Source organism: Epibacterium sp. ABZ3_068, assembly GCF_056159265.1.
Map to the genome: position 1 here is coordinate 22,791 of NZ_JBSWUV010000001.1, position 24,091 is coordinate 46,881.

Sequence of the window (24,091 nt, forward strand, 5' to 3'; positions counted from 1 at the left end):
AGCCCGTGATCGCCCTGATGTCTGCGGCAAAAGGCGCATTTGGCCTGCATCTCACCCGGGCCTATATCAACAAAAAATCCCCAAACCGGAGTTATATAATGGCTGCCTACGCACTCCCCGCGACCCTGAGCCTGACCGAACGTATGATGTTCAAAGTGCCTTTCCTTGGCCGGATTGCGAAGGAAATCTCCTATGGCGACGAAAATAATGTGTATTACGCGATTGGAGCGTTTCTCAGTGCTTGGGGTTGCCTTGTACTACTGTTTGGTCTGCCTGGCCTTTACCTGCCTGCGCTGGCGCTGGTTCCGGTGATGTGGACGCTTTTAATCTTGATCTCGCGCGGATAACGCCCCGGGACGATTGATCACAGGGAAAGAGTGTCGCCTGTACTTCCCCGGTGCAAAACCCTATGTGAAGGCAAAGCACTGGAGGGCGGCATTATGGCAGAGAGCTGCGATATCTTCATTTCCGGCGGTGGCATCGCGGGTCTTACGGCGGCGGCCACCTTTGGCAGTCTGGGGGTGAACGTGATTTGCGTCGACCCAACCCCGCCCATTGTTGAACGCGACACCCAAGGCGCGGACATGCGCACCACCGCGTTCTTGCAGCCCGCGCAAAAGCTGTTGTCAGAGTGTGGCTTATGGGAGCGGCTCGACGTACATGCCGCCCCTTTGCAGATCATGCGCATTGTCGATGCTGGTGGGGCAACCCCTACTCCGCGCGTGGTACGAGACTTCAACTCTGCGGACATTTCTGACCAGCCTTTTGGCTGGAACCTTCCCAACTGGCTTTTGCGGCGCGAAATGATGGCACGGTTGCAAGACCTGCCAAATGTCGATCTGCGCATGGGTCTTGGCGTTGCCACGAATGGCCTCTTTACCCGTTCACAAAGCGCCCGCGTGACACTGACCGATGGAACACGCATCACCGCAAGGCTGGTGCTGGCGTGTGACGGTCGCAACTCCCCGGTGCGCGAGGCCGCAGGAATTCCGGTGTCCACCACCCGCTATGGCCAAAAAGCGCTGGCATTGGCCGTTTCGCATGAGAGGCCCCACGACAATATCTCGACCGAGGTTCACCGCTCAGGGGGGCCTTTCACTTTGGTGCCGCTGCCGGATCATGAAGGCAAGCCCTCGTCTGCGCTGGTCTGGATGGAACGCGGCCCACGTGCGCAGGAGCTGTTCAATATGCCTGCCGAGCGTTTTGAAGCCGAGATGACCGAACGCAGCGGCGGCATTTATGGTCCGTTGAAACTGGCATCCAACCGCACCATCTGGCCGATCATCAGCCAATCTGCGGCTCGGCTGAACGCCGAACGCGTCGCGTTGATGGCCGAAGCCGCGCATGTGGTTCCCCCTATCGGAGCACAGGGTTTGAATATGTCCTTGGGCGATCTGATTGCCTTGCGCGACCTGATCCAAGAGCGCCCAGATGATCTGGGCGATCGAGCCATGCTGGACGCCTATCACAAAGCACGGCATCGGGAGATCATGATCAGGGTGCGCGGCATCGATCTGCTGAACCGCACCTCAATGCTGGCACCGCGCCCGTTGCGGGATCTGCGCGCTGCGGGTCTCAGCGCGCTTTATTCCCTGCCACCGGTCCGCAAGACGCTGATGCAGATGGGATTGGGGGTCCGCTGACCCCCTCTCCTGCTTAGGGTCGACCAAAGAGCCTTTCAAAAAAGCCCGAACCCGCATGTTGGGCCGCCCGATCCAGTGGAACGGTGACGCTGGCCGAATACCCGGCGCTTGGATCACCCGACATCACAGCCGTCTGCTGCGCAATTTCTGCCGTGCTGTTGTCGCGAAAGACCCCGTCGCGCTCAAGAGTGTTACGACCAAGGTTGGCGGTTCCGTTTGTGTAGATGTCAGAGCGGTCCCGATAAGTGGCAGCGCATTCCGCTTCGGGCAATGCAATCTGCGCGGTCAGTATCGACGCCTCTCCCGATACGGCTGCTTCTGGTGTCTCAAAAACTTCGAAATGAATATGCGGCCAACGCGACGGGTAACATCCCGGTACGATGGTTGTGAAATGCACTTTACCCGCCTTATCTGCAACACCCACGCCGCGCAGGAAATTCACCTCTGTATCATCATAAAGCGAGTACTGCCCGATCGCATCACAATGCCAGATATAGATCGCAGCCCCTGCCAAAGCTGTGCACCCATCAGCGTCGAGCAGGGTCATCTCCAGATCCATCTGAACGCCGTCCGCGCTCCCCTCATACCCTGCGAAACTGGAGCGAATGTCCCGGCGGATCACGCCGCTTTCGGTCAACACATTGACCACTTGGCCAGATTTCCGGTTACTCCCATCACCGGGATAAGGTCCCGCAGTTTCCCAGGGCAATGCGACACAATCCGCAGCCAGCCCAGGTCCCGCTGCCATCACCCCAAGCCCAGCCAGAACCCCGCGCCGCCCGATCAGCCGTGGCAGATCATAGGCAAGTCCCAAATCATGCTCGTCTTCGTGTTCTGTCTTGTAGCTCATATCTGTTGCTCCTGACGGATCCTATTTTGATGGTTCCTTTTATAACGCAGGCGCGCAGTTTTTCCGTCGCATCTTTTCAGATAAAAAGCAGGCCAACTTACAACGGGCCGGGCCTGCGCTCTTCGGACAGCATCACATTTGCCTCGACATTCCCAACGCCGGGCAAGGTCATGATCCGCCGTCTCAGCACCCTTTCAAAATCCGCAATATCGCGCGCGGTCACCCGCAGGCGATAGTCATAAAGCCCCAGAACATGTTCGACCCGCTGCACCTCTGGAATCGCAGTTACCGCACGCTCAAAATCTTCCAGCGAAACGCGCCCTTTGGTGGCCAGTTTCACACCCAGAAAGACCGTAACACCAAAACCCAGTTTTTCCTTATTCAGATCCAATCGCCGACCGACCAGAACACCCTGATCCTGCAACCGTTTGATCCGCCGCCATGTGGCAGGCTGGCTCAGACCAAACTCGCGCCCCAAAGCCCCGGCGGATTGGGTTGCATCCTTTGACAGCGCGCGCAAAAGCGCCAGGTCGATCTCATCCAGCCGGTTCATATCGGCAGGCTCTCTTCGACCTTGATCCGCGCCACATGCATCAGGGCCTCAATATCGGCGATATGGGGCAGGACCAGAATCTGGCTGCGGTAAATGCCCTGATAGTGCCCCATGTCCCGCGCAATCACCGTCAGGCGCACATCGACCTGTCCCAAAAAGGTTTGGATCTCCAGAACCTCCGGGATCAAACGCGCAGCAGCGATAAATTCATCAAAGGCCTGCGAATGGGTCTTGTCCAACGTCACCCGCAAAGAGACTTCAACCTCATACCCCAGCGCGCGCCAATCGATTTCCATGCGGACACCTTGGATCACGCCGCTGTCGCGCAGCTTCTCAACCCGGCGCGACAGGCGCGACGGTGTAAGCCCCAACTGATCGGCAAGATCCGGCAGGGATTGGTCCGGTTCCGCCTGCATACGGCGAAGAATGCGTCGATCCAGATCATCAAGCATGATTGAATCACTATATCAAACATTGACGAATGATAAGTGCGAAATGAGCAGATATTTCGTACAAACCCCCCTCGCCCTCGCGCACAGAATGCCTATGATCGCCTCAAATTCAACGTGAGGAGACGTGACATGCGCGTTTATTACGATCGCGATTGCGATGTGAACCTGATCAAAGACAAAAAAGTTGCCATTCTGGGCTATGGCTCGCAAGGCCACGCGCACGCGCTGAACCTGCGTGACTCCGGGGCGAAAAACCTTGTTGTTGCTCTGCGCGAAGGTTCGCCTTCTGCGAAGAAAGCCGAAGGTGAAGGCCTGCAAGTTATGGGTATCGCCGAAGCCGCAGCCTGGTGTGACGTGATCATGTTCACCATGCCCGACGAACTGCAGGCCGAAACCTACAAGAAATACGTCCACGACAACATCAAGCCGGGTTCCGCAATCGCGTTCGCCCACGGCCTGAACGTGCACTTTGGCCTGATCGAGCCCAAAGAAGGCGTTGACGTCATCATGATGGCGCCCAAAGGCCCAGGTCACACCGTACGCGGCGAATACACCAAAGGCGGCGGCGTGCCTTGCCTCGTGGCTGTTGACACCGACGCAACCGGCAAAGCGCTGGAAATCGGCCTGTCCTACTGCTCGGCCATCGGTGGCGGCCGTTCCGGCATCATCGAAACCAACTTCCGCGAAGAGTGCGAAACCGACCTGTTCGGTGAACAAGCCGTTCTGTGCGGTGGCCTGGTTGAGCTGATCCGTTGCGGTTTCGAAACTCTGGTCGAAGCTGGCTACGCACCTGAGATGGCCTATTTCGAATGTCTGCACGAAGTGAAGCTGATCGTGGACCTGATCTACGAAGGTGGCATCGCGAACATGGATTACTCCATCTCCAACACCGCTGAGTACGGCCAGTACGTCACCGGCCCGCGCATCCTGCCCTACGAGCAGACCAAAAAAGCGATGAAAGAAGTTCTGGAAGACATCCAGCAGGGCAAATTTGTCCGCGACTTCATGCTGGAAAACCAAGTGGGTCAGCCGTTCCTGAAAGCGTCGCGTCGTGCCAACGACGAGCACGCGATCGAAGAAACCGGTGCCAAACTGCGCGCCATGATGCCGTGGATCTCTGCCGGCAAAATGGTCGACAAAGAAAAGAACTAAGCTCTTTCTCTGATTGCATTTTCGAAGCAGGGTCGGCAGTGTCGGCCCTGTTTCTTTTAGGGACATTTGCAAGATGGAAATCCATTTAGATACAAAGCGACGCAAAATACGTTCCCGCCTGACGACAGCCTATATCTGTCTCTTCGTCGCCATCTGGTGCTATTTTGGGTTTGCTACAGGAGTTAATGTAGAATGCGGTAAGCTTTCTGTTCCCGCAGAGAAACGGCTTCGTTTCTGCAAACTGGCCGAACGTTTTAGCCATCCCATTTTGACCGAGCACCAGTTGGCTGAAGCTTTGCTAGCCAGCGCCATCACATTGGCGGAACTCGGCAGAACCCATGAGGCTTCAGAGCGCTTCAAAAGGTCCTGGTATTTGCAAAACCCGCACCGAAAAGAAGTTAATTCTGCCCGATCCCAAAAAATTAGACGAATGACACACCCTGATGTGGCGCGATCTGCCCAGCGGATTTGGAGAGATGCCATTAAAGAAAGCAGCCGATCTAAATGACGTCCTCAACCACCATCGCCCCCCGCTACTGGATCATGGTTGCAACCCTTGGTTTTGTCTGGGGCGGTACGTTTCTGGTGGCTGAGCTGGCCCTTCGCGGCATTACGCCGTTCTGGCTGGCAGCTGGGCGGATTGGCTTTGCCTCGGTTTTGTTGACAGCAATTTGGGGAATTCGGGGGTTTCGTCTGTTTGAGGATCGCAGCAACTGGCTTGCGGTCATTCTGATTTCACTTCTCAGCACCGCAATTCCGTTTGCCTTGCTAAGCTGGGGACTGCAATATGTCACCTCAGGCTTTGCCGGCGTCAGCATGGGGGCAATCCCCCTGATGATTTTGCCCCTCGCGCATATTTTTGTTCCAGGAGAACAAATGGGGCCGCGGCGGGTTATAGGCACCTCACTTGGGTTTCTGGGAATTCTCATCCTCGTCGGCGGAACAGCCTTTGACAGCAGCGGGGCGGAGCTCGAATGGCTGGGGCGCCTCGCCTGCCTGTCCACAGCAGGTTGTTATGCCTGCTCTTCCATCTTAACGCGCCGGTTGCCTCCGGTGGATTCCGTGGGGCTTGCAACTGTTTTGATGCTCATCGGAGCGCTTGCCATCTTTCCCCTCGCTTGGGTGGCGGAAGGCCCGCCCCCTGTCGTGGCCCCAGAAACCCTGTGGTGGATTGGCTTGTTGGGGCTGATCCCCACTGCCGCTGCAAATCTGCTGCGTGTGATCGTTGTCAGAGGTGCCGGGCCAGTATTTATGAGCCTCACCAATTACCAGGTGCCGCTTTGGTCAGTTGCTTTGGGCGCTTTGATCTTGCATGAACCCCTGACCGCATCCCTGTTTTTGGCGCTCGCCTTTATTATTAGCGGCGTGGGCATCAGCCAATACAGATCCCTTGCAGCTCTTTTGCGCCGGTGATGTTCATTAGGAAGACGCCGTTAGCACGGTTTGGCTTTCCATTTGCGCATACTGCGTAGCATTAGAACACAACCTAATACGTAGAAAGATGCGACCCAACCGGTGGAAACATACAACGCCAGTGATATCCAAAAACTCCAACCAAGCGCGAAGAACGACACAAGAAACGATAGGATTGAAAAAGCAAAGCTCAACAGGATGATCGCAAACCCAACCCCTTCAATAGGACCGGTCTTGGTATCTACCTCACGCTGAGGGCTGGTTTGTGAAGGCAACGCAGCCATTTCGCTCGTGCTGCATGCCTGCTTTGGAACGTCTTTGATCACGTCTGTTGGGCTCACGGTGAAACCTGCTCAATGTTTCATTCTTTTGACACGGATTGGTCAATTCTTCTCCATGCATTTAAATGCGTAAATTAGAGGAATACTACACCCGGCCAAAGCGAAATAAAAAATTTCAGATATTTTCGATTAATTTACGAACAGCCGCAGGCATTGACATCGGTGCTGAAAGAGTTTCGCAACATATGCCTCAGATAAATAATACTGCCACGAATGGCAGACACTATCTTTCAGAGGAAGAGTTGGACCGGCGCCCTTCTTTACCTCGCCCCAACGACGCGGCGTCAGAAATTGGAATCGATGATTGGCGCGCCAAACCAAACATGGCACGTCGCACCAATCAGGAATTATAAGGGGATTATGCTGTTGCCATTTCAACTGCCGTGACAACACTGTCGACGGCCTGTTTCAATACCGCCTCGTCCTCGCATTCGGCCATCACCCGGATCAAGGGCTCTGTGCCGGACTTGCGGATCAAAAGACGCCCCAGACCTTCCAACACATTTTCCGCCGAGGCAATGGCGTCCTGAACGCGGTCGCTGTCCAGCGGCATTTGCCCTGCCGTGTAGCGCACATTCTTTAAGAGCTGCGGCACAGGCGTGAATTGACTGGCAAGCTCTGAGGCCCTTTTGCCACTCCGAACCATTTCAGCCAGAAAATGTAAGCCCGCCATCAAGCCATCACCCGTGGTGGCAAAATCTGTCATGACAATATGACCAGACTGTTCACCCCCAAGGTTAAAACCCTGTTCACGCATCCGCTCAACAACATAACGGTCCCCAACCGCAGTGCGTTCCAAACGGATCCCATCCGCATTCAGCGCACGTTCCAGGCCAAGGTTGGACATGACCGTCGCAACAAGAGCGTTGCCGTTCAGCCGTCCGTCCCGGTGCCACTGCCGCGCCAAAAGCGCCATCAGCTGGTCCCCATCGGCAACTGCGCCTGTTTCGTCGATCACAATGACGCGGTCCGCATCCCCGTCCAGGCAAATCCCAACATGTGCCCCATGGGCAACCACTGTTTCAGCCGCGACACCGGGCTGTGTTGAACCACAGCCCTTGTTGATGTTGCGTCCATCCGGTGCCACCCCAACAGGGATCACTTCGGCACCCAGCTCCCACAGGATTTCCGGAGCGGCGCGGTGCGCGGCGCCATTGGCGCAATCTATGACCACTTTCAGACCGTCCAGACGAAGATCACGGGACAAAGAGCTTTTGACCCTTTCCCCATAGCGGAAGCGCGCGTCATCCACGCGTTTTGCCCGCCCGATGTTCTGAGACTGGGCGCACTCGACGCCTTCCTCGATCAGCGTTTCGATCTCCATCTCGGCCGCATCAGAGAGCTTATAGCCGTCCGGACCAAAAAATTTGATCCCGTTGTCATCCGCAGGGTTGTGGCTTGCAGAGATCATCACGCCAAGGTCAGCGCGCATAGACCGCGTCATCAAGCCCACGGCAGGTGTCGGAACGGGCCCAAGCAACAGCACATTCATCCCGGTCGAAGTCAGCCCGGCCGTCAGCGCGTTTTCAAACATATACCCCGATAGGCGCGTATCCTTGCCGATGACCACCCGGTGACCACTGCCGCTGTCACGGCGGAAGTAACGCCCAACAGCTGCTCCGATGCGCAGAGCCATTTCAGCCGTCATCGGGTGAATATTGGCAGTGCCGCGCACGCCATCTGTTCCAAAGAGTTTCCGCATCTATCGCCTCGCAGATGATGGCCGGTACTTTGCCGGTGCCTTATCGCTGACAGGTTACCTGATGGCCTGCCAAAGGTGCAACGCCTGTTGTGTTGCCCCAACGTCATGTACGCGCAGGATCTGCACACCCTGCGCCGCCGCGGCCAACGCCACGGCGACCGATCCCGGCATGCGGTCGCGCGCCTCCGGGGCATTTCCGATGTCGCCGATGAACCGCTTGCGCGAGGCGCCCAAAAGGATCGGACAGCCCAATGTGTGAAACAGGCTGATGTTTTTCAAAAGCATCAGATTATGCTCCTGAGTTTTTCCAAAACCGATTCCGGGATCCACGACAATCTGGTCTCGGAACAGTCCAATAGCTTCAAGCCGGTCAACCTGGTCCGCCAAAAAGTCATACACATCCAACAACACGTTATCGTAGACCGGGTTTTCCTGCATTGTCTCAGGATCCCCCTGCGCATGCATCACGCAGACGGGAACCCCCGATTGGGCTGCCAAAGGAGCCAAAGCCGTATCAAAGGTAAATCCGGACACATCGTTGATCAGGTTTGCACCTGCTTCGAGCGCCTCAAGCGCAACGGATGCTTTGCGTGTATCAATCGAAACAGGTATCTCACTGCGTTCCCGGATGCCGGCAATCACCGGTGCAGTGCGCGCGATTTCCTCGACCTCTTCGACGGTTTCCGCCCCAGGACGTGTGGACTCGCCCCCCACATCAAGGATCCTGGCTCCCTGCTGCACCATTTCCATCGCTGCCCTGCAGGCTGCATCATATTCATCATGCAGCCCACCGTCGGAAAAACTATCCGGCGTGACGTTCAAGATCCCCATGATCTGCGGTTCCGCCATATCAAGACCCGCAATCGACGAGCGTCGTGCAGAAATGCGCCTGCGGCCCTCTTCCGGGACCAAACCAGCCGGAACAATCTGCGGGGGACGCCCTCGTTCCAGAACTTCGACCTCAGAAAACCACAAGCCCCCCCCAGCCAACGGGATGGCACCTTCGGGGCGGGTTTCACCATGTCGAACAAGCGGTCGATAATACATCACAGGTCCTGTTGCTCCACCATTACCAAACGAGACGGGATGAGGGCATTCAGGCCGTCCAGATCACCCGCTTCTCCAAAGACCAAGAGCTCACGCGCAGCAAACTGCTGTGCAAACCACTCCGCCATTGCCAATCCGCTTTCAGCGTCCACGTCAGATCCCTCCGGGGTATCCAGCACGATCTTGGCCGGGGCCCACACTCCAATCTGCCGATTTTTGAGGGCCCAGTCCAGTTCGGTGCGGCTTGCAATCACCGTGCACCGCGGCTCTTGGTTCTTGAGTTTCCAAGCCGAGAGTTCCACGGACAACAACGCCATTCGGCGACGCGGGACGCCGCTAAATCCCTCAAGAACGGCAGCCTCTGACGGAGGCACACAAAGGACAACCGGATCAGAAAGTTCCTGCAACCGATCCAGCCAGCCGCCCAGATGCGCGCTTTCAAGCGCCGCGTCAGACAGGTAGGCGACCACAGGGGGCTGAGCAGACGCAGTATCAGCAATCAATGGCTGATTGTCCGATGCCCTGCTGCGCACAATTTCCACTCCAAGGGCACCTGGACCACGATCCAGCTTTTCAACCCGGACAAAGACACGTTCCGCCTGCGGCTCCAGCAGAATCCGGCTTGCGATGCGCTCACATAGGGTTTCCAACAGGTTCAATCGCTCGGCAGCCAGCTCGGCGGCAATGGCCTCTGTCAACCGGTCATAAGACAGGATCCGATCCACATCGTCATCCAGGTCTGCAGGGATCGGAGCGATTTCCACGACCAAATTGAAACTCAGCCGCTGGGTCACATCGCGTTCGCTTTGAAACGCACCAATTTCCACTTCGACAATATGGTTGCGCAGGGAAAGGCGATCCAAAGGGCGGTCTGCTGTCGCCTTGGAGCGCTCTTCAGGGTGCGCAAAAGCAAATTCAGTTTCACAGGTCATCACAGCAGTCCTTGGCATATCGCACAAAAGCCCTGGCAGATTAACGGCCGGGGCTTTCTGTATATCCCTTAGAAAACCGGTGAAACAGCACTAACTGCGACCAAATACGCATCAAATGTGTCCGGTTTACCAGAATTGCAGCCTTCCTCAGTTCGAGGCAGTGCGATACCGGTCGTCGCGATAGAATTTATGAACACCGATCAGCGCGGTTTCTGTAAAGCTGCGGCTCCAGCGCGGGCGCACTGCAGTGGTGTGGTAATAGGTGGCCCCTTCGGTCAGCTTTGTCTGGACCCCGTCCAAAACAGCGCGAGCCACCTTAGAGACACGCTCATAAGCGCGCTTCTCGGCGATCACTTCTTTGTGCCCATCACAGGTATAGGTGAACTGGCACTGGAACTTGCGCCCGGTACCTTGATTGACAACGCCACACGCCGTGTCTGGGAATTGCTCACTCGCCACACGGTTCATGATAACCTCGGCAACAGCAAACTGCCCTTTGACGGTTTCACCCCGCGCTTCGAAGTAAAGCGCCTGCGCCAGGCACTGAAATTGGGCACCACCGGTCGCTTTCGGGCGGCTATCCAACCAACTGTTGGTAAATTCCACATTTTCGCCCTTGGCACGCCGATTTTTGCGGTTAAAGTTCAGGAAGCGCACATAACGTGCTTCGGGAACTGAATTCAGGGTGGTCTGCTCCTTTTGGAACAAATCGCTCAGATCAGCCTCGGCTTTTGCTGTCCCGCACAGGGACAAGGCCGCAGCAGCCGCAGCGGCAAACTTGAACTTTTTCATCTCTTTCACCCCCAAAAACACGGCGTGCATTGAACAGCAGGTGCACGCAGTCGGGTCTGGTAACCGAAAGTTCCCCAAAGGTCCAGTCCACCCACGGGTTCGCCCCAGTTTACGCACAGATCCGCTGCCCCCTTTCGAAGTTCTCGAACCGGGGTATGGCGACGGAGCGTTTAATTTTCATTTAATTTGAGGCGCTTCCTCGATTTTGTCACGTATGGCAAGTTGGGCGGCAGCCAAACGCGCAACAGGAACGCGAAACGGCGAACAAGACACATAATCAAAGCCCGCTCGGCGACAAAACGCAATTGATTCGGGGTTGCCGCCATGCTCGCCACAAATGGACAAAGTAATGTCCGGCTTCGCCTCTCTTCCCCGCTGAACGCCCAATTTCAGAAGTTCTCCGACACCATCCACATCCAGCACATGGAAAGGATCTTCCAGGAAAACACCCTGCCTCACGTATTCCGACATGAAGCGTCCGGCGTCATCACGAGACAGACCATAGGTCATCTGCGTGAGGTCATTTGTGCCAAAACTGAGAAACGCCGAATGGGCCGCAATCTCATCCGCGCGCAGGGCTGCACGTGGCGTTTCAACCATCACCCCAAGGCGATAATCAAAGGATCGTCCCCGTTCGAGCCGGACAGCAGCCGCGACCGTATCGATGCGCGCCTTGACCAGCTCTACTTCGCGTTTTGCAGAAACCAAGGGGATCATGATTTCCGGCACAACCGGAGCCCCCTCTTCGGATGCTTCCAGCGTGGCCTCAAAAATCGCCCGCGCCTGCATATCATAGATTTCTGGCACAGTGACCCCCAGCCGCACCCCGCGCAAGCCAAGCATGGGGTTGTACTCTCCCAGCTCCTCAACCCGCCGGGTCACTTCACTGACCGGCAGCCCCAAAGCTTCGGACAATTCACGCTGCCCGGTTTGGCTGGTGGGCAGGAATTCATGCAAAGGCGGGTCAAACAGACGGATACATACCGGCATGCCTTCCATTATCCGAAACAACTCGCGAAAGTCGTCCCGTTGCATCGGCAGCAAACGCGCCAAGACAGCAGCCCGTCCGGAGGGTGTCTCAGCAAAGATCATCTCGCGCATGACGGTCAACCGACCCGGATCAAAGAACATATGCTCGGTCCGGCACAACCCTATCCCTTGCGCGTTAAAATTTCGGGCTGTCAACGCATCGCGCGGGGTATCCGCATTGGCGCGAATGCCGATATCACGCGCGTCATCTGCCCAGGACATCAAGGTCTGGAACGCACCGTCCTGAGCGGCTTCGACCATCGCCGGCTCGCCCGCAAGCACCTGTCCAGAGCTGCCATCAATAGTAATCAAATCACCAGCGCGGAAAATCCGACCATCAGAAGCTCGCAGCCGCTTTTGTCGGGGGTCAAACCGGATCGAGTTCGCTCCCACGATACACGGCAGGCCCAAACCACGCCCGATGACCGCCGCGTGGCTGGTCATGCCTCCCTTTTCGGTCAAGACTGCCACCGCGGCATGCATACCCCGGACATCTTCGGGAGAGGTCTCGCGGCGCACCAACACACAGTCCTCCCCTCGCGACGCGCTGGCCTGCGCTTCCGCTGAGGTAAAAACCAGCCGCCCTGTCGCTGCACCGGGACTGGCTGCAATCCCGTCTCCGATCACATCCCGACGTGCGCCTGGGGCCACTTGCCGGTGCAACAGCTCATTCAAGGAATGCGCATCAATACGCATCACCGCTTCCTGAGGTGGGATTACCCCGTCCTCAGCCAGCCCCACCGCCATGCGCAAAGCGCCCCGAGCGCTGCGCTGAACGCGTACGCCGTCCAGGATGTGGACGCGACCATTCTGGATAACAAACTCTGCCTGCATCTCTTCGCGTAAACGGATGCGCATCAGTTTCGCATGCTCTTTCAGCTCCGCAAACGCGTCAGGCGCCAATTCTTCCAAAGAGGGGCCACGGTTGTCGCGCGCCAAAAACATCGCCGCAACGCCGCTTCCCAATGCATCCCGCCCCTGGCTTTGGCTCAGGTAACGCCCGGTAATCTGAGGCTCTCCCGTGACCGAATTCACCAGCTGCAAAACGCCAGACCCGCAAACTCCTTCGCCAAGGCCCGGCACCATTTCCTGCACCACAAGCCCCAGCCCCGCATCCGCCGGAGCCCCATTTGCCTGTCGCAACAACCGGGCCGAAGTTCCTTCCCAGGCCCGCGCCATGGACCGCAGAACAGCGCCCAATTGTTCGGACCGGTCCTGCGGGAAATTCTCGTCGGTTTCGGCTTCATACGCGTGCAGAACCTCAACCAGTGCGTCCGGCCCACCGTCTTCGACATCTTCGAAAACATCCGGGTCCAACCGCGCAACATGCACGGCATAGGACTGCACAAATCGCAAATAGATCGCAGCCGCCGCGCCCCGTCCCAACTGGTCACACAGATCCACATAACAGGCGTCATTGACACCGATGTTCAAAATGGCTCCGGGACCACCCCAATCGGGATCTTCCGACGAGGGCCGCACGCACAACAGCGCATCATCGGGAAACTCAGCAAGGATCGCATTCAGGTCCGGCATGCGGCCATTGGCAATCCCGAGCACCGCATCAAAGGACAGCGCGACCGTGCGCGGTACCGGCAGATCCAGCCGAACAAGCCGCTGCAAACACTTCGCACGTCCCCCATGGGTGGAGACATGCATCGCCGCTGTTGGGGTAATGCGCACCGCGTCCTGGGTATCGGAATTGTTTTTCTGCACCGCAGCATCCTTTCACTGCCCGCAGCATAACACTGCTTTACCCCTTGCATAGGGCTGAGTTCAAATTTCTTTCTGCACCTGCAAAATGCACATACTGCGTCGGCTGCAGATCATTTTGCTGAAAACATGCGGCAAGACACAATAAACAGGCCGACTGAACGTCAAGTCGGCCTGCGCGTCAACGGGAATTTTACGAGAATCAGCCTTCGATCTTGCTCAGGTCAGCAACTTGTCCGCAGGCTTTTCGAATGTCGCTCAACAGGTTCAGGCGGTTGCGGCGCACGATCTCATTGTCGGCGTTGACTTGAACCGCCTCAAAGAATGCATCAATCGGCTGGCGGAGTGCGGCCAAGCCGCCCATGGCGGCCGCGAAATCCTCGGCCTCGATGGCCGTGGAGATCGCTCCCCCGTCCCCTTCAAGCGCCGCGAATAGCGCCTTCTCGGCCGCATCCTCGGCAAATTTCACATCCGCCCCGTACGAATATTCAACTCCATCCTTCTCTTCCGCCTGTGTCAGGATGTTGTTGGCCCGTTTAAAGCCCTGCACCAGATTTTCGCCGTCTTCGGTGCCCAGGAATTCCTGCAGTGCTCGGGCGCGCTTCACCAGCAGCGTAAGATCGTCATTCGCTGCCATTTCGATACAGGCATCGATTACATCGTGACGAATGCCCTGATCCCGCAAAAAGACCTTTAGGCGGTCGTGGAAGAAGCCAATCAAATCACTCGAAACATCCGGCAGCGCTGACTTTAACTCTTCCATATGTTTCGGCAGATCACCATCAAAGGCATCCAAAACCGTTCGCACGGCCGAACCGAACACGCCGTGCTCCGCAATCTCTTTCAGCATGTCCTGCATCAGCGCTGCCGCCACATCATCATGGCCGTTCATCGCGATCTCATGACGCAGCAACTGGCTGTCGAAGAAACGATCAAGCGGCATCCGCACGTCGTTTTCCAGAACAAGACGGATCACACCCAAGGCCGCGCGGCGCAGCGCATAGGGATCTTTGGAGCCGGTCGGCTTCTCATCTATAGCCCAGAAACCGGTCAGCGTGTCGATCTTGTCGGCCAAGGCGACGGCAACGGACACTGCCCCGGTCGGGACCACATCGGATGGGCCCAGCGGGGAATAATGCGCTTCACAGGCATTGGCGACCTCCTGCGGCAGGCCCGCAGCCTCGGCGTAGTACCGCCCCATCAGCCCCTGAAGTTCCGGGAACTCATAGACCATTTCAGACGACAGATCCGCCTTGGCAACTTTGGCTGCCTGCTCCGCAAGATCCGCATCGGCCCCCACAACCGGCGCGATCTCCCGCGCCAACGCCGCAATCCGGTCGATCCGGGCAGCCTGTGTTCCCAACTTATTGTGGAAGGTCACATTGGACAGCTTATCGGTCCAGGTCGACATGTCGGCTTCCGACTGGGCGACACGCAGGTCGTTTTCCCAAAAGAACTTCGCATCCGCCAGACGGGCCGACAGGACTTTTTGGTTGCCCGCCAGGATGGTTGCTCCGTTGTCGGCAGTTTCACGATTGGCAACGGTGATGAACCGTTCAATCCGGCCGGTCTTCGGATTCCTGACAGAGAAAAACTTCTGGTGCTCTTTCATCGAGGTCTGCAGAACCTCGGCAGGCAGACCCAGGAAATCTTCGGCGATCTCCCCCATCAACACCACAGGCCATTCCACCAGCCCCGCGACCTCGGCCAGCAGGCCAGCGTCCTCGACCACTTCCAGACCAGAGGCAAAGGCCTGATTGGTTGCGTCCTGCCAGATCGCATCGGCGCGTTCCTTGGGATCCAACACCACAAATGCGCGTTTCAACTGGGTTGCATAATCATCAAAGCTGGAAACCGTAATCTGTGCAGGCGCCATGAACCGATGGCCAAAGGTTGCATTTCCGGCCGTGATTCCCTCGATTTCAAACGGCACCACGTCTGCGCCGTCTTCCTTGCACAAAATACAAAGGATTGAATGCAGCGGCCGCACCCAGCGCAGATTGCGGGATCCCCAACGCATAGATTTCGGCCAGGGGAAATTGCGGATGGTTGTATCCAACACCTCGGCGATGATCTCTGCTGCGGGACGACCAGGCTTTTCGATGGTTGCAAAGTAGACTGCGCCTTTGGGGGTATCGCGCTCTTCCAACTGATCGCGTGTCAAACCGGCCCCCCGCAGGAAGCCTTCGATGGCCTTATCCGGTGCGCCGACCTTGGGTCCTTTGCGCTCTTCGCGCACAGTTGGGCTTTCGGCCAACAGACCGTCAATTGCCAGCGTCAGGCGGCGCGGCGTGGAAAACGCAGCTGCACCCGCATAGGTCAGACCGGCTTCCACCAGACCGTCGGTCACCTTCTTTTTCAGATCTTCTGCCGCACGCGCCTGCATACGGGCGGGGATTTCTTCGGAAAACAGTTCAATCAAAAGATCGGGCATCGTCGGGTCCTCGGGTGTTGCGCATCAGGCGCAAAGTCTCGTGTCATGCCGGAAGTAGACCGGCGGAATTTCAATTTTCGCGGGGCGGGCAATCTTCGCCCACGACTGTGCCGTCATAGGCTTTTTCGCCGCAATTGTTCAGCTCGTGCCAGACAAATCCGCGCCCGTCCCTGGTGACGGCGACAATGCGGTCGACGCCGTAATGGATGTTCTTCTGGCCGAGGAACGCCGTCGCTGTTCCGGACTTCAATGCCGCGCCAAGCGCCGCCGCATCAAAGCAGTCAAACCAGCCCGGCGCGTTGCGCGGCTCGGTATTGTCAGACAAGGTGAAGACCTGTGCCAGTTCATCCGGTGCCAGGTTTGTCGTAAAACAGGCCCGATAGCGAATAGGCGAACTGCCAGCGTCAATGGCCTGAAAATTACCATAAGCAATAGGCTGCGCGGCACTTCCATCAAGCGGCAAAAGCAGCACATCCTGGCCCGGCGTGCCCACGACCTCTTCGTAAAATCCATAGACTTGGAGGTAATACATCGCCGCCCCGGCCACGAGCGCCGAGAGCCCCAAGAAAACTGTCAGGATCTTGCCCATCATCTGCGCCGCTCCTGCTTAGGCCGCGTCCCCATTGGAAAACCCGCCTGCTTCGGTCAACACAAAGGCATCGGCACATTGCTTGGCCAATGCCCGGACACGACCGATATAGGCCTGGCGTTCGGTCACCGAGATCACGCCACGCGCATCCAACAGGTTAAACATATGCGATGCCTTGATACATTGATCATAGGCCGGATGCGCCATGATGATACGTTTACCGGTCTTGGGGTCCAGATGGTCTTGCGCCAGAATCGCGGCACATTCGGCCTCGGCCTCCTCAAAATGGCGCAGCAACACCTCGGTATTGGCCACATCAAAGTTCCAGCGCGCGTATTCTTCTTCGGTCTGTTTGAAGATATCACCGTATTTCAACGCGATCGGAGACTGCGGATCGTTGAATGGCATATCCATCACATGGTCCACACCAAGGACATACATGGCCAGTCGCTCCAGACCATAGGTCAGCTCACCGGATACAGGTGTGCAGTCATGGCCGCCCACCTGCTGGAAATAGGTAAACTGGCTGACTTCCATCCCGTCACACCAGACTTCCCAGCCCAATCCCCAGGCGCCCAGGGTCGGGCTTTCCCAGTCATCCTCAACAAAGCGAATGTCATGCAGTTCCATATCAATGCCGATGGCCTCTAGCGACCCCAGATACAGGTCTTGCAGATCCGGCGGCGACGGTTTGATCAGAACCTGATACTGATAATAGTGCTGCAGGCGGTTTGGATTCTCGCCATAGCGCCCATCCGTAGGGCGACGCGAGGGCTGCACATAAGCAGCGGCCCAGGCGTTGGACCCCAGCGCCCGCAGCGTGGTTGCCGGGTGGAAGGTCCCTGCCCCCACTTCCATGTCATAGGGCTGCAGGATCGCGCAGCCTTTTGAGGCCCAGTAAGTCTGAAGCCGCAGGATGATCTCTTGGAAGGAGCGCGGCGCGCCGGGTGCTTGGGTCATATCTCTTCCCTTTTGGGGCATCAAATGCGGCCTTCTTCCTATGGAACTGCGGAGAAAGGGTCAACGGCTCATAACACCCGCAGATGCACCAAAATCCCCGTGATCTTGGTTAGAACATGCATGACAGTCGGGTTTTTCCCCCCTATCAGGAGTTCCATTTGAAACCTATTGCCGTTAAGAGCCGAAGGAATTTATTTAATGACCCGGGATAGAGGCCCCCTAATGAAAAAGATCATCGCCGTTTGGACACTGTCCATTCTGACGTTTGTCATCGCCGCCCCGCACGACGCCCGCGCGCAACAAGACTCCACAGTCTGGATCCAGATCGCGGCCCACCCTTCCTTGTCACAGGCCGAAGAGCGGGCTCGTGAATTCGCGTCTCGTTTGCCGGATGTGTCCGGGTTTTCGCTGGGCGGTGGCTGGTACGGCGTTGTGCTTGGCCCCTACACCCGCTCAGATGCGGAACGCGTGCTGCAGGTGTACCGTTCGGAACGCCAGATTCCCAATGACAGCTTCATCGCTTTCTCACGCAACCTGCGGGCACAGTTTTACCCGGTTGGCCCGGTTGAGACCACACCAATCACACCGCCAGTTGCCCAGGCCACCCCGGCCCAGCCACAAAACGCGACCCCAGACGTGAACCAGCCCCCCGTGTCTGACGAAACTCCGGCTGAAGCGCGCCGGTCCGAGGCTCGTCTGAGCCGGGACGAAAAGAAGCAACTGCAGATCGCCCTGAAGGCGCAGGGGTTTTACAACTCGACGATCGACGGCTCGTTTGGCCGCGGCACCCGCGGCTCCATGGCGGATTGGCAAGCTGCAAACCTGTTTGACCCAACCGGTGTTTTGACAACCGGGCAACGGCAAAAACTGTTGGATCAGTATAATGCGCCGCTGATTTCGGTCGGCATGACACGCGCAGAGGACGCAGCTGCAGGGATCGCACTGTCGCTGCCCGCAAAAGAGGTCAAATTTGCCCGCCATGAATCCCCCTTCTCGATCTATGAAGCGGCAGGGGATCTGGGCGCTCAGGTGCTGCTGATCAGCCAGCCTGGCGATGCCCGCACGCTCGCCGGTCTTTATGAGATCTTGCAAACCCTGGAGCTCATACCGCTGGAAGGCCCGCGCAGCCGCAATGCGAACAGCTTTACCATCGAAGGTCGTGGGAAAGGCATGGTCGCCCATGCAGAGGCAACCCTGAATAACGGTGAGATCAAAGGCTTCGCGCTGATCTGGCCAACCGGAGACGATGAGCGCCGCACCCGCATCCTGACCGAAATGCAGGCCAGCTTTACCCGTCTGGATGGTGTTTTGGACCCAACCGCAGGTGCGGACGCGCCTCAAAGCGTCGACCTGCTGTCCGGGCTTGAAATCCGCAAACCTCGTTTGTCACGGACAGGGTTTTTTGTGGACACTGCAGGCACCGTCATCACCACGTCAGATGTAGTGGCCCAATGCAGCCAAGTTACCCTGGATCACGACTACCCGGCTGATGTGGTTCTGGACGACGCGGCCAATGGTGTGGCCGTCCTGCGCCCACGTGCGACACTTGCTCCGATGGATGTGGCGCATCTGACAACCTCGTCACCGCGCCTGCAATCGGATGTAGCCGTTTCTGGCTTCTCCTACGAGGGGGTACTGGGAGCGCCGTCTTTGACTTGGGGGACGCTCAGTGACGTGCGCAGCCTCGATGGCACCCAAGGGATCGCGCGTCTGGCGCTGACCGCCCAATCCGGCGATGTCGGTGGTCCAGTTCTGGACACCAATGGCGCGGTTCTTGGCATGTTGCTGCCCCATCAGGTCGGCAATCAACAGTTGCCCGAGGGCGTGAGCTTTGCCGCAAATGCGGAGGCGCTGCGCAGCATTTTGTCTCGTGCATCTGTTATCGCTGCGGACCAACCCGCAGACCAGGGGCAGATGCCAAACGCCGAATTGGTCCGAATGGCCAGCGGCATGACCGTTTTGGTCAGCTGTTGGGAATAACCTGCTAAAAACACATCTAAACTAGAAAAACCGGGCCAGTGCCCGGTTTTTTTGTCAGTGCAGAATTGACCGGATTTAATACGGCATTATCCGTCCGTCCCAGGCATGAAAACAGCCCGTCGTCTCAATGCTGAGATCCTCGAACTCGCGGAGCAATCCGGCTGCGCTTTCGAGCACCGACACCTCTCCCTCGGGACCACCCATATCTGTGCGTACCCAACCGGGGTGATAGATACCAACAGCAATCCCTTCAGGCTTGAGATCCGTTGCCAGGTTGCGCCCGATGCTGGTCGCCGCCGCCTTGGAGGCACGATACATATAACTGCCTCCCGGCGCGCGCGCGTGGCTTCCCATCTGAGACGACAGAATGGCAATCTTGGGCATCTCAGAGAGATGCAGGTTTGGCAACAAGGCCTGAACGGTCAAAAAGACGCCGGTCACATTGGTCGCCAATGTCTTGGACCACGCTTCGGCGCTGTAGTCGCCCAGCATCAGGTGTTTATCAAGGTAGACCCCCGCATTGCAGACCAACAGATCAACGGGCCGCCCCTTCAGCCGTGCCGCAAAACGCGCCTGCTGTCCGGGGTCGGTTACATCAAGCTGCGTGTCTGCAGAATGATCGCGGGACGTCGCGCTCACCTCATGCCCTTCATCGCGAAGCTGACGAGTCAGCTCTTTGCCTATGCCACGACTTGCTCCGGTGATGACGACATGCATGGTGGAACCTTTTTTGCTTCTTGGTCTGCTCGTAACCGCTGTTCAGTTGGTCTTGCGCCCAGGTACAAAGGGAAGCGGCACCACAGAAATGCCGTCTTCGATTAATTCTTTTGCCTCATCAACCTTGGCTTCACCATAGATCGCGCGTTCAGGCGCTTCCCCAAGATGCATTGCACGGGCCTCTTCGGCGAACTTGTCACCTACATAATCAGAGTTTGCTTCAACAGTCTCGCGCATTTTCTGCAGTGCAGCTTCCACTTCTGCCCGATCCGGCATACGCTCGCGCACGGGGGCCGGAGCAGGAGCAACAGGCGGCGGTGCTTCGCTCACGGGCGGTTCAGGCTCACCCAGACGGGAAACGGCCTTGCGCCCGGTCCGCACACGTGGGGCCATAATGGCCTTTTCAACCTGAGTGCAGCCACATTCGACACAGGTGACCATACCCGCAGTTGCCAGCTTGTCAAAAGCGGCTGCGGATTGGAACCAGCTTTCAAACACATGGCCTTCTGCACATTTAAGCGTGTATTGAATCATGCTTCCCCTCATAACAGGAAAACGTGATTAAAACCCCAATTTCAACAAGTACAAGATCAATTCACCGTGGATTTCAGCATCTTGGGGTGAAAGGAGGCAAGAATTTCAGCCAGGCCACGTTCCGCCACCTGATCCGCTGCTTCCTTTGCACTCATCCATTCGCGAGACCGCTGCCCGGCTTCCGGAAATTCTTCTGCAAGACTTGTGACTTCCAGGGGATAAAGGCTGACTTTACAATGCAAAGGCTCGATATCTTCGCGCCACTTATGATACTCGTAAGAGCCAAGACAGTTTCGTTTGACCGATCCGCGCACACCCGCCTCTTCCCAGGCTTCGATCTGCGCTGTTTCCCAAGGTTTTCGCCCCCGCATGGGCCAGCCTTTAGGAACAATCCAACGCCCGATCCCGCGTGACGTGACCATTAAGAACCGTAACTTACCCTTCTGCGTCACACGATAACACAAAGCCCCATATTGCCGCTCCGGCAACGCGGGTTTTACACCTGATTTTGACATCTACTGCCTGCTCCATGCCGCTCTCCCTCCCCAAGGTAAGCCGCTAAGATTTCTAAAATCTATTTCACCCCGAATTACCGATCAGAATCCACAAGTTTGCTTTGCAGACGATCCGTCAACTCTGCTTCTGAGCTATCACAGTCTACTGCGAGTCGCCGCACAGAAAAATGAACTTTTGCTATCGTTTGGTAATAGCCTGCATAAAGGTAATTACAGGATGCCCCGGCCGCTCCGCCAAGGATCGGCACCGCCTGCGCCGCCAGTTTCTGCCCAAGCGCAACACCCAGCTTTGGCGCGACCTGTGCCACCAGCTTTTGAACCCCGCCCCCGCTCAGGCCAAGCCGGGCCGCAAGATACCCCGCATCATTTTTCTCCTGGCCAAACGGACCTGGAGCCGCAAACACACGGATCGTATCGAATTGAACACTCTCGTTTGACGGATCAAATCCAAGCCGCGCTGCTTCTTCCTGAATGATCCGCAACAGGAAAGCCGTGGTCAGTGGCAGCTCGGCCAACGTTCCTGCAAGACCCCCAGCGCCGCCCATCGCGCCCAGCGCGGCACCAACCAACCGTTCGCCGCGTGGAGAGATCCGCGGCAAGACCCGGCGCCCTGCGCTTTGACGCAGAGCCAGCATGAGTGCCTGTTCGCTTGCCTCATCCAGATTATGCCGCACAGTATCCGGCAAGCGGGATAAAAGCCGATCCGCATTTGCACCCACAAAGGTCAGAAACCGGAGTCCGGGACCATTTGCCCGGTGATAGAGCCCGGCCAGTTCGGTCAGCTCCTTGTCCAGATCAATCTTGTGCGTGGCCCGGTCGGGTATCAGGATTTCGCTCACATCGCCTCTCCTGCCTGTCACCATCTTAGATGGGGTCGAAGACGCCAGCAGTCAATGCCGCCTAACCGGTCCAGCGCGTGACCTTCCCTGTCACGCCCTCCCAGGCACCTGGCACCAGCTCAAGCCCCAGAACACGTTCGGGGTTGGTCGGCGGAGGCATGTCCACCCCATCCAATCGTTTGAAACCAAAGCGCTGATAATAAGGCTGATCCCCCACAAGCATCATCCGCGCCCAGCCGCTGTTCTGCGCCTTCTCAACACTGTCACGGATCAGCCATCCCCCCAGACCTTCCCCCTGTCGTGTCGGGTGCACCGCAACGGGGCCCAGCAAAAGCGCATCTGCCTCCCCGATGTGCACCGGCCAAAAGCGTATGGCACCGGCAAGGATTCCGTCACTGTCTCGTGCAACCTGGCTCAACCCCAGGACGGGCGGAACACCGTCTCGCAGACGATACGAAGACAGCGCCTCACGTCCTGGTGCAAAGCACAGGTCATAAAGGGCCTCAACTTCCCATCTGTCGTCTGGCTGCTCTGATTTTAATTCCAACACAGCGGCACCTGTTAGTACTCAAGCAAAAAAGGTAGCATTGCCATTAACATGTGCATATCTGTGGCGCAAACACTTGGAGACCCACATGTTCTATCGCCCCAGCGAAGGCCACGGCCTGCCTCATAACCCATTCAACGCAATTGTCACCCCACGTCCGATCGGCTGGATCTCCACCCGTTCAAAAGACGGTGTGAACAATCTAGCGCCCTATTCGTTTTTTAACGCAACTGCCTATGTGCCACCACAGGTGATGTTCTGCTCGACCGGGGTGAAACCGGATCAGGACGGAACCAAGGATTCCCTGGCAAACATCCGTGAAACCGGTGAATTCTGCGTCAACGTCGTCAGCTATGAATTGCGCGACGCGATGAATGCCTCTTGTGCAAACCTTGACAAAGAGGTGGACGAATTTGCCCACGCGGGGCTGGACGCTGTTGAATGTTCCGAAATCTCCTGCGCGCGCGTGGCCGCGGCCCCGGCTGCTTTGGAATGTAAAATGACCCAGATCGTCACATTGAAAGGCGAGGCGAACTTTATGGTCATGGGCGAAGTCGTCGGCGTGCATATGCAGGACCATTGTCTGGTCGATGGCGTCTTTGACGTAACAACTTACCAGCCGCTCAGCCGCTTGGGGTATATGGATTATTCCGCCGTGCGCGAGCTCTTCAGCCTCAAGCGCCCGGGCCAAAGCTGATGCCCCTGCCCGACCCAGAAGGCAGGCATCCCATTCTGCTGCCGGACAACACGCGTTTTCCAGGGACCGTGCTTCTCAATCAGGTGGTGGATAACCCGCGTTTTCAGGTCGGGGCCTATACATATGCATCAGATTTCGATCCGCCGCAGGACTGGGGGCGACGCCTTGCCCCCTATCTGTTTCCGTTTTCGCAGGACACCCTTGTGATCGGCAAATTCTGCCAGATCGCGCAAGGCGTGCGTTTTGTCACCGCCGGAGCCAACCACGACCAACGCGGCGTGAGCTGTTACCCCTTCCCGGTGTTTTCCCTTGAGACGCGCGCAGGCTATCAGCCCGATCTGCGCGACACGGTGATCGGACATGATGTCTGGCTTGGCTATGGTGCCATGGTTCTGCCTGGCGCAAGAATTGGTCACGGGGCCATTATCGGTGCCGGAGCCGTCGTAAGGGGAAAAATCCCGCCCTATGCGGTGGTCACCGGCAACCCCGGAACAGTGATCCGTTATCGTTTTGCGCCTGATGTCATTGCCCGGTTGCTGAACCTCGGGTGGTGGGACTGGCCGCATGACGCGATCTCAGCTGCGGAACCGGCACTTCTGTCCGGCGACATTGACCAGCTTACCGCTCTGTCACCAATCTGAAACCCTGTGTCGCGCGCTT

Annotated in this window: 26 protein-coding genes; 9 read left to right on the forward strand and 17 right to left on the reverse strand. The window is 57.3% G+C overall.

Annotated elements, in window-relative coordinates; all coding sequences use genetic code 11:
* The first annotated feature begins 98 nt into the window (after positions 1-98).
* Together ACXAEW_RS00115 and ACXAEW_RS00120 are read left to right on the forward strand one after the other, a co-directional pair.
* Positions 99-347 (forward strand): hypothetical protein, encoded by a 249-nt coding sequence (locus ACXAEW_RS00115; protein WP_474939363.1) that lies wholly within the window; start codon positions 99-101, stop codon positions 345-347.
* Between the two features lie 93 nt (positions 348-440).
* Positions 441-1,643: a UbiH/UbiF family hydroxylase gene (locus ACXAEW_RS00120; RefSeq protein WP_474939364.1), complete on the forward strand. Its 1,203-nt coding sequence runs from the start codon at positions 441-443 to the stop codon at positions 1,641-1,643.
* A 13-nt stretch (positions 1,644-1,656) separates the two neighbouring features.
* Here ACXAEW_RS00120 and ACXAEW_RS00125 read toward each other — a convergent pair whose 3' ends face one another.
* The 3 genes from ACXAEW_RS00125 to ACXAEW_RS00135 form a co-directional block, all read right to left on the reverse strand.
* Positions 1,657-2,493: a dioxygenase family protein gene (locus ACXAEW_RS00125; protein ID WP_474939365.1), complete on the reverse strand. Its 837-nt coding sequence runs from the start codon at positions 2,491-2,493 to the stop codon at positions 1,657-1,659.
* A 97-nt stretch (positions 2,494-2,590) separates the two neighbouring features.
* Positions 2,591-3,046, reverse strand: a complete 456-nt coding sequence (locus ACXAEW_RS00130; RefSeq protein WP_474939366.1) for an Lrp/AsnC family transcriptional regulator — start codon at positions 3,044-3,046, stop codon at positions 2,591-2,593.
* Positions 3,043-3,498 carry an Lrp/AsnC family transcriptional regulator gene (locus ACXAEW_RS00135; RefSeq protein ID WP_474939367.1) on the reverse strand — a complete coding sequence of 152 codons (456 nt, stop codon included), beginning with the start codon at positions 3,496-3,498 and terminating at the stop codon, positions 3,043-3,045. Before ACXAEW_RS00135 ends, ACXAEW_RS00130 begins: the two co-directional genes overlap by 4 nt.
* Positions 3,499-3,627: 129 nt before the next feature.
* Between ACXAEW_RS00135 and ilvC the strand changes: the two genes are divergently transcribed.
* The 3 genes from ilvC (at position 3,628) to ACXAEW_RS00150 (ending at position 6,063) form a co-directional block, all read left to right on the forward strand.
* Positions 3,628-4,650, forward strand: a complete 1,023-nt coding sequence (gene ilvC, locus ACXAEW_RS00140) for a ketol-acid reductoisomerase (RefSeq protein ID WP_153214945.1) — start codon at positions 3,628-3,630, stop codon at positions 4,648-4,650.
* A gap of 73 nt (positions 4,651-4,723) precedes the next feature.
* Complete coding sequence (locus ACXAEW_RS00145; protein WP_474939368.1) at positions 4,724-5,158, forward strand: hypothetical protein; 435 nt, start codon at positions 4,724-4,726, stop codon at positions 5,156-5,158.
* Positions 5,155-6,063, forward strand: a complete 909-nt coding sequence (locus ACXAEW_RS00150) for a DMT family transporter (RefSeq protein WP_474939369.1) — start codon at positions 5,155-5,157, stop codon at positions 6,061-6,063. Before ACXAEW_RS00145 ends, ACXAEW_RS00150 begins: the two co-directional genes overlap by 4 nt.
* Positions 6,064-6,083: 20 nt before the next feature.
* Here ACXAEW_RS00150 and ACXAEW_RS00155 read toward each other — a convergent pair whose 3' ends face one another.
* On the reverse strand, positions 6,084-6,404 hold the full coding sequence (locus ACXAEW_RS00155) for a hypothetical protein (protein WP_474939370.1): 321 nt from the start codon (positions 6,402-6,404) through the stop codon (positions 6,084-6,086).
* 65 nt (positions 6,405-6,469) lie between these two features.
* Between ACXAEW_RS00155 and ACXAEW_RS00160 the strand changes: the two genes are divergently transcribed.
* A complete protein-coding gene (locus tag ACXAEW_RS00160; protein ID WP_474939371.1) occupies positions 6,470-6,757 on the forward strand; it encodes a hypothetical protein in 288 nt (95 codons plus the stop codon).
* Between the two features lie 5 nt (positions 6,758-6,762).
* On the opposite strand, the gene glmM is transcribed toward ACXAEW_RS00160, so the two are convergent.
* The 8 genes from glmM to ACXAEW_RS00200 all read right to left on the reverse strand — a co-directional run bounded on the left by glmM (position 6,763) and on the right by ACXAEW_RS00200 (position 17,602).
* Positions 6,763-8,106 (reverse strand): phosphoglucosamine mutase, encoded by a 1,344-nt coding sequence (gene glmM / locus ACXAEW_RS00165; RefSeq protein ID WP_474939372.1) that lies wholly within the window; start codon positions 8,104-8,106, stop codon positions 6,763-6,765.
* A 54-nt stretch (positions 8,107-8,160) separates the two neighbouring features.
* Positions 8,161-9,156 (reverse strand): dihydropteroate synthase, encoded by a 996-nt coding sequence (gene folP, locus ACXAEW_RS00170; RefSeq protein WP_474939373.1) that lies wholly within the window; start codon positions 9,154-9,156, stop codon positions 8,161-8,163.
* Positions 9,153-10,085 carry a dihydroneopterin aldolase gene (locus ACXAEW_RS00175; protein ID WP_474939374.1) on the reverse strand — a complete coding sequence of 311 codons (933 nt, stop codon included), beginning with the start codon at positions 10,083-10,085 and terminating at the stop codon, positions 9,153-9,155. Before ACXAEW_RS00175 ends, folP begins: the two co-directional genes overlap by 4 nt.
* A gap of 147 nt (positions 10,086-10,232) precedes the next feature.
* Positions 10,233-10,877 carry a cell wall hydrolase gene (locus tag ACXAEW_RS00180; protein ID WP_474939375.1) on the reverse strand — a complete coding sequence of 215 codons (645 nt, stop codon included), beginning with the start codon at positions 10,875-10,877 and terminating at the stop codon, positions 10,233-10,235.
* A gap of 177 nt (positions 10,878-11,054) precedes the next feature.
* The gene (locus ACXAEW_RS00185) at positions 11,055-13,565 is read right to left on the reverse strand and encodes a putative PEP-binding protein (RefSeq protein WP_474942972.1); all 2,511 of its coding nucleotides are present in this window, start codon (positions 13,563-13,565) and stop codon (positions 11,055-11,057) included.
* Positions 13,566-13,821: 256 nt separating this feature from the next.
* The gene (gene glyS, locus ACXAEW_RS00190) at positions 13,822-16,053 is read right to left on the reverse strand and encodes a glycine--tRNA ligase subunit beta (protein ID WP_474939376.1); all 2,232 of its coding nucleotides are present in this window, start codon (positions 16,051-16,053) and stop codon (positions 13,822-13,824) included.
* 70 nt (positions 16,054-16,123) lie between these two features.
* Entirely contained in the window at positions 16,124-16,645 is a 522-nt protein-coding gene (locus ACXAEW_RS00195; protein WP_474939377.1) for a DUF6446 family protein, read from the reverse strand.
* 15 nt (positions 16,646-16,660) lie between these two features.
* Entirely contained in the window at positions 16,661-17,602 is a 942-nt protein-coding gene (locus tag ACXAEW_RS00200; protein ID WP_474939378.1) for a glycine--tRNA ligase subunit alpha, read from the reverse strand.
* A gap of 222 nt (positions 17,603-17,824) precedes the next feature.
* Between ACXAEW_RS00200 and ACXAEW_RS00205 the strand changes: the two genes are divergently transcribed.
* Complete coding sequence (locus ACXAEW_RS00205; RefSeq protein ID WP_474939379.1) at positions 17,825-19,582, forward strand: trypsin-like peptidase domain-containing protein; 1,758 nt, start codon at positions 17,825-17,827, stop codon at positions 19,580-19,582.
* A 75-nt stretch (positions 19,583-19,657) separates the two neighbouring features.
* On the opposite strand, the gene ACXAEW_RS00210 is transcribed toward ACXAEW_RS00205, so the two are convergent.
* The 5 genes from ACXAEW_RS00210 to ACXAEW_RS00230 form a co-directional block, all read right to left on the reverse strand.
* Positions 19,658-20,299, reverse strand: a complete 642-nt coding sequence (locus ACXAEW_RS00210; protein ID WP_474939380.1) for an SDR family oxidoreductase — start codon at positions 20,297-20,299, stop codon at positions 19,658-19,660.
* A gap of 42 nt (positions 20,300-20,341) precedes the next feature.
* Positions 20,342-20,833, reverse strand: a complete 492-nt coding sequence (locus ACXAEW_RS00215) for a DUF1178 family protein (protein ID WP_474939381.1) — start codon at positions 20,831-20,833, stop codon at positions 20,342-20,344.
* Positions 20,834-20,889: 56 nt separating this feature from the next.
* Positions 20,890-21,348: an NUDIX hydrolase gene (locus tag ACXAEW_RS00220; RefSeq protein WP_474939382.1), complete on the reverse strand. Its 459-nt coding sequence runs from the start codon at positions 21,346-21,348 to the stop codon at positions 20,890-20,892.
* A 74-nt stretch (positions 21,349-21,422) separates the two neighbouring features.
* Complete coding sequence (locus tag ACXAEW_RS00225; protein ID WP_474939383.1) at positions 21,423-22,187, reverse strand: EcsC family protein; 765 nt, start codon at positions 22,185-22,187, stop codon at positions 21,423-21,425.
* A 61-nt stretch (positions 22,188-22,248) separates the two neighbouring features.
* Positions 22,249-22,737 carry a GNAT family N-acetyltransferase gene (locus ACXAEW_RS00230; RefSeq protein ID WP_474939384.1) on the reverse strand — a complete coding sequence of 163 codons (489 nt, stop codon included), beginning with the start codon at positions 22,735-22,737 and terminating at the stop codon, positions 22,249-22,251.
* Positions 22,738-22,822: 85 nt separating this feature from the next.
* On the opposite strand from ACXAEW_RS00230, the gene ACXAEW_RS00235 reads away from it, so the two are divergent.
* Both ACXAEW_RS00235 and ACXAEW_RS00240 read left to right on the forward strand, forming a co-directional pair.
* Positions 22,823-23,431 carry a flavin reductase family protein gene (locus ACXAEW_RS00235; RefSeq protein WP_474939385.1) on the forward strand — a complete coding sequence of 203 codons (609 nt, stop codon included), beginning with the start codon at positions 22,823-22,825 and terminating at the stop codon, positions 23,429-23,431.
* A complete protein-coding gene (locus ACXAEW_RS00240; RefSeq protein ID WP_474939386.1) occupies positions 23,431-24,072 on the forward strand; it encodes a CatB-related O-acetyltransferase in 642 nt (213 codons plus the stop codon). The genes ACXAEW_RS00235 and ACXAEW_RS00240 overlap by 1 nt, the downstream gene beginning before the upstream one ends.
* The last annotated feature ends 19 nt before the right edge of the window (positions 24,073-24,091 follow it).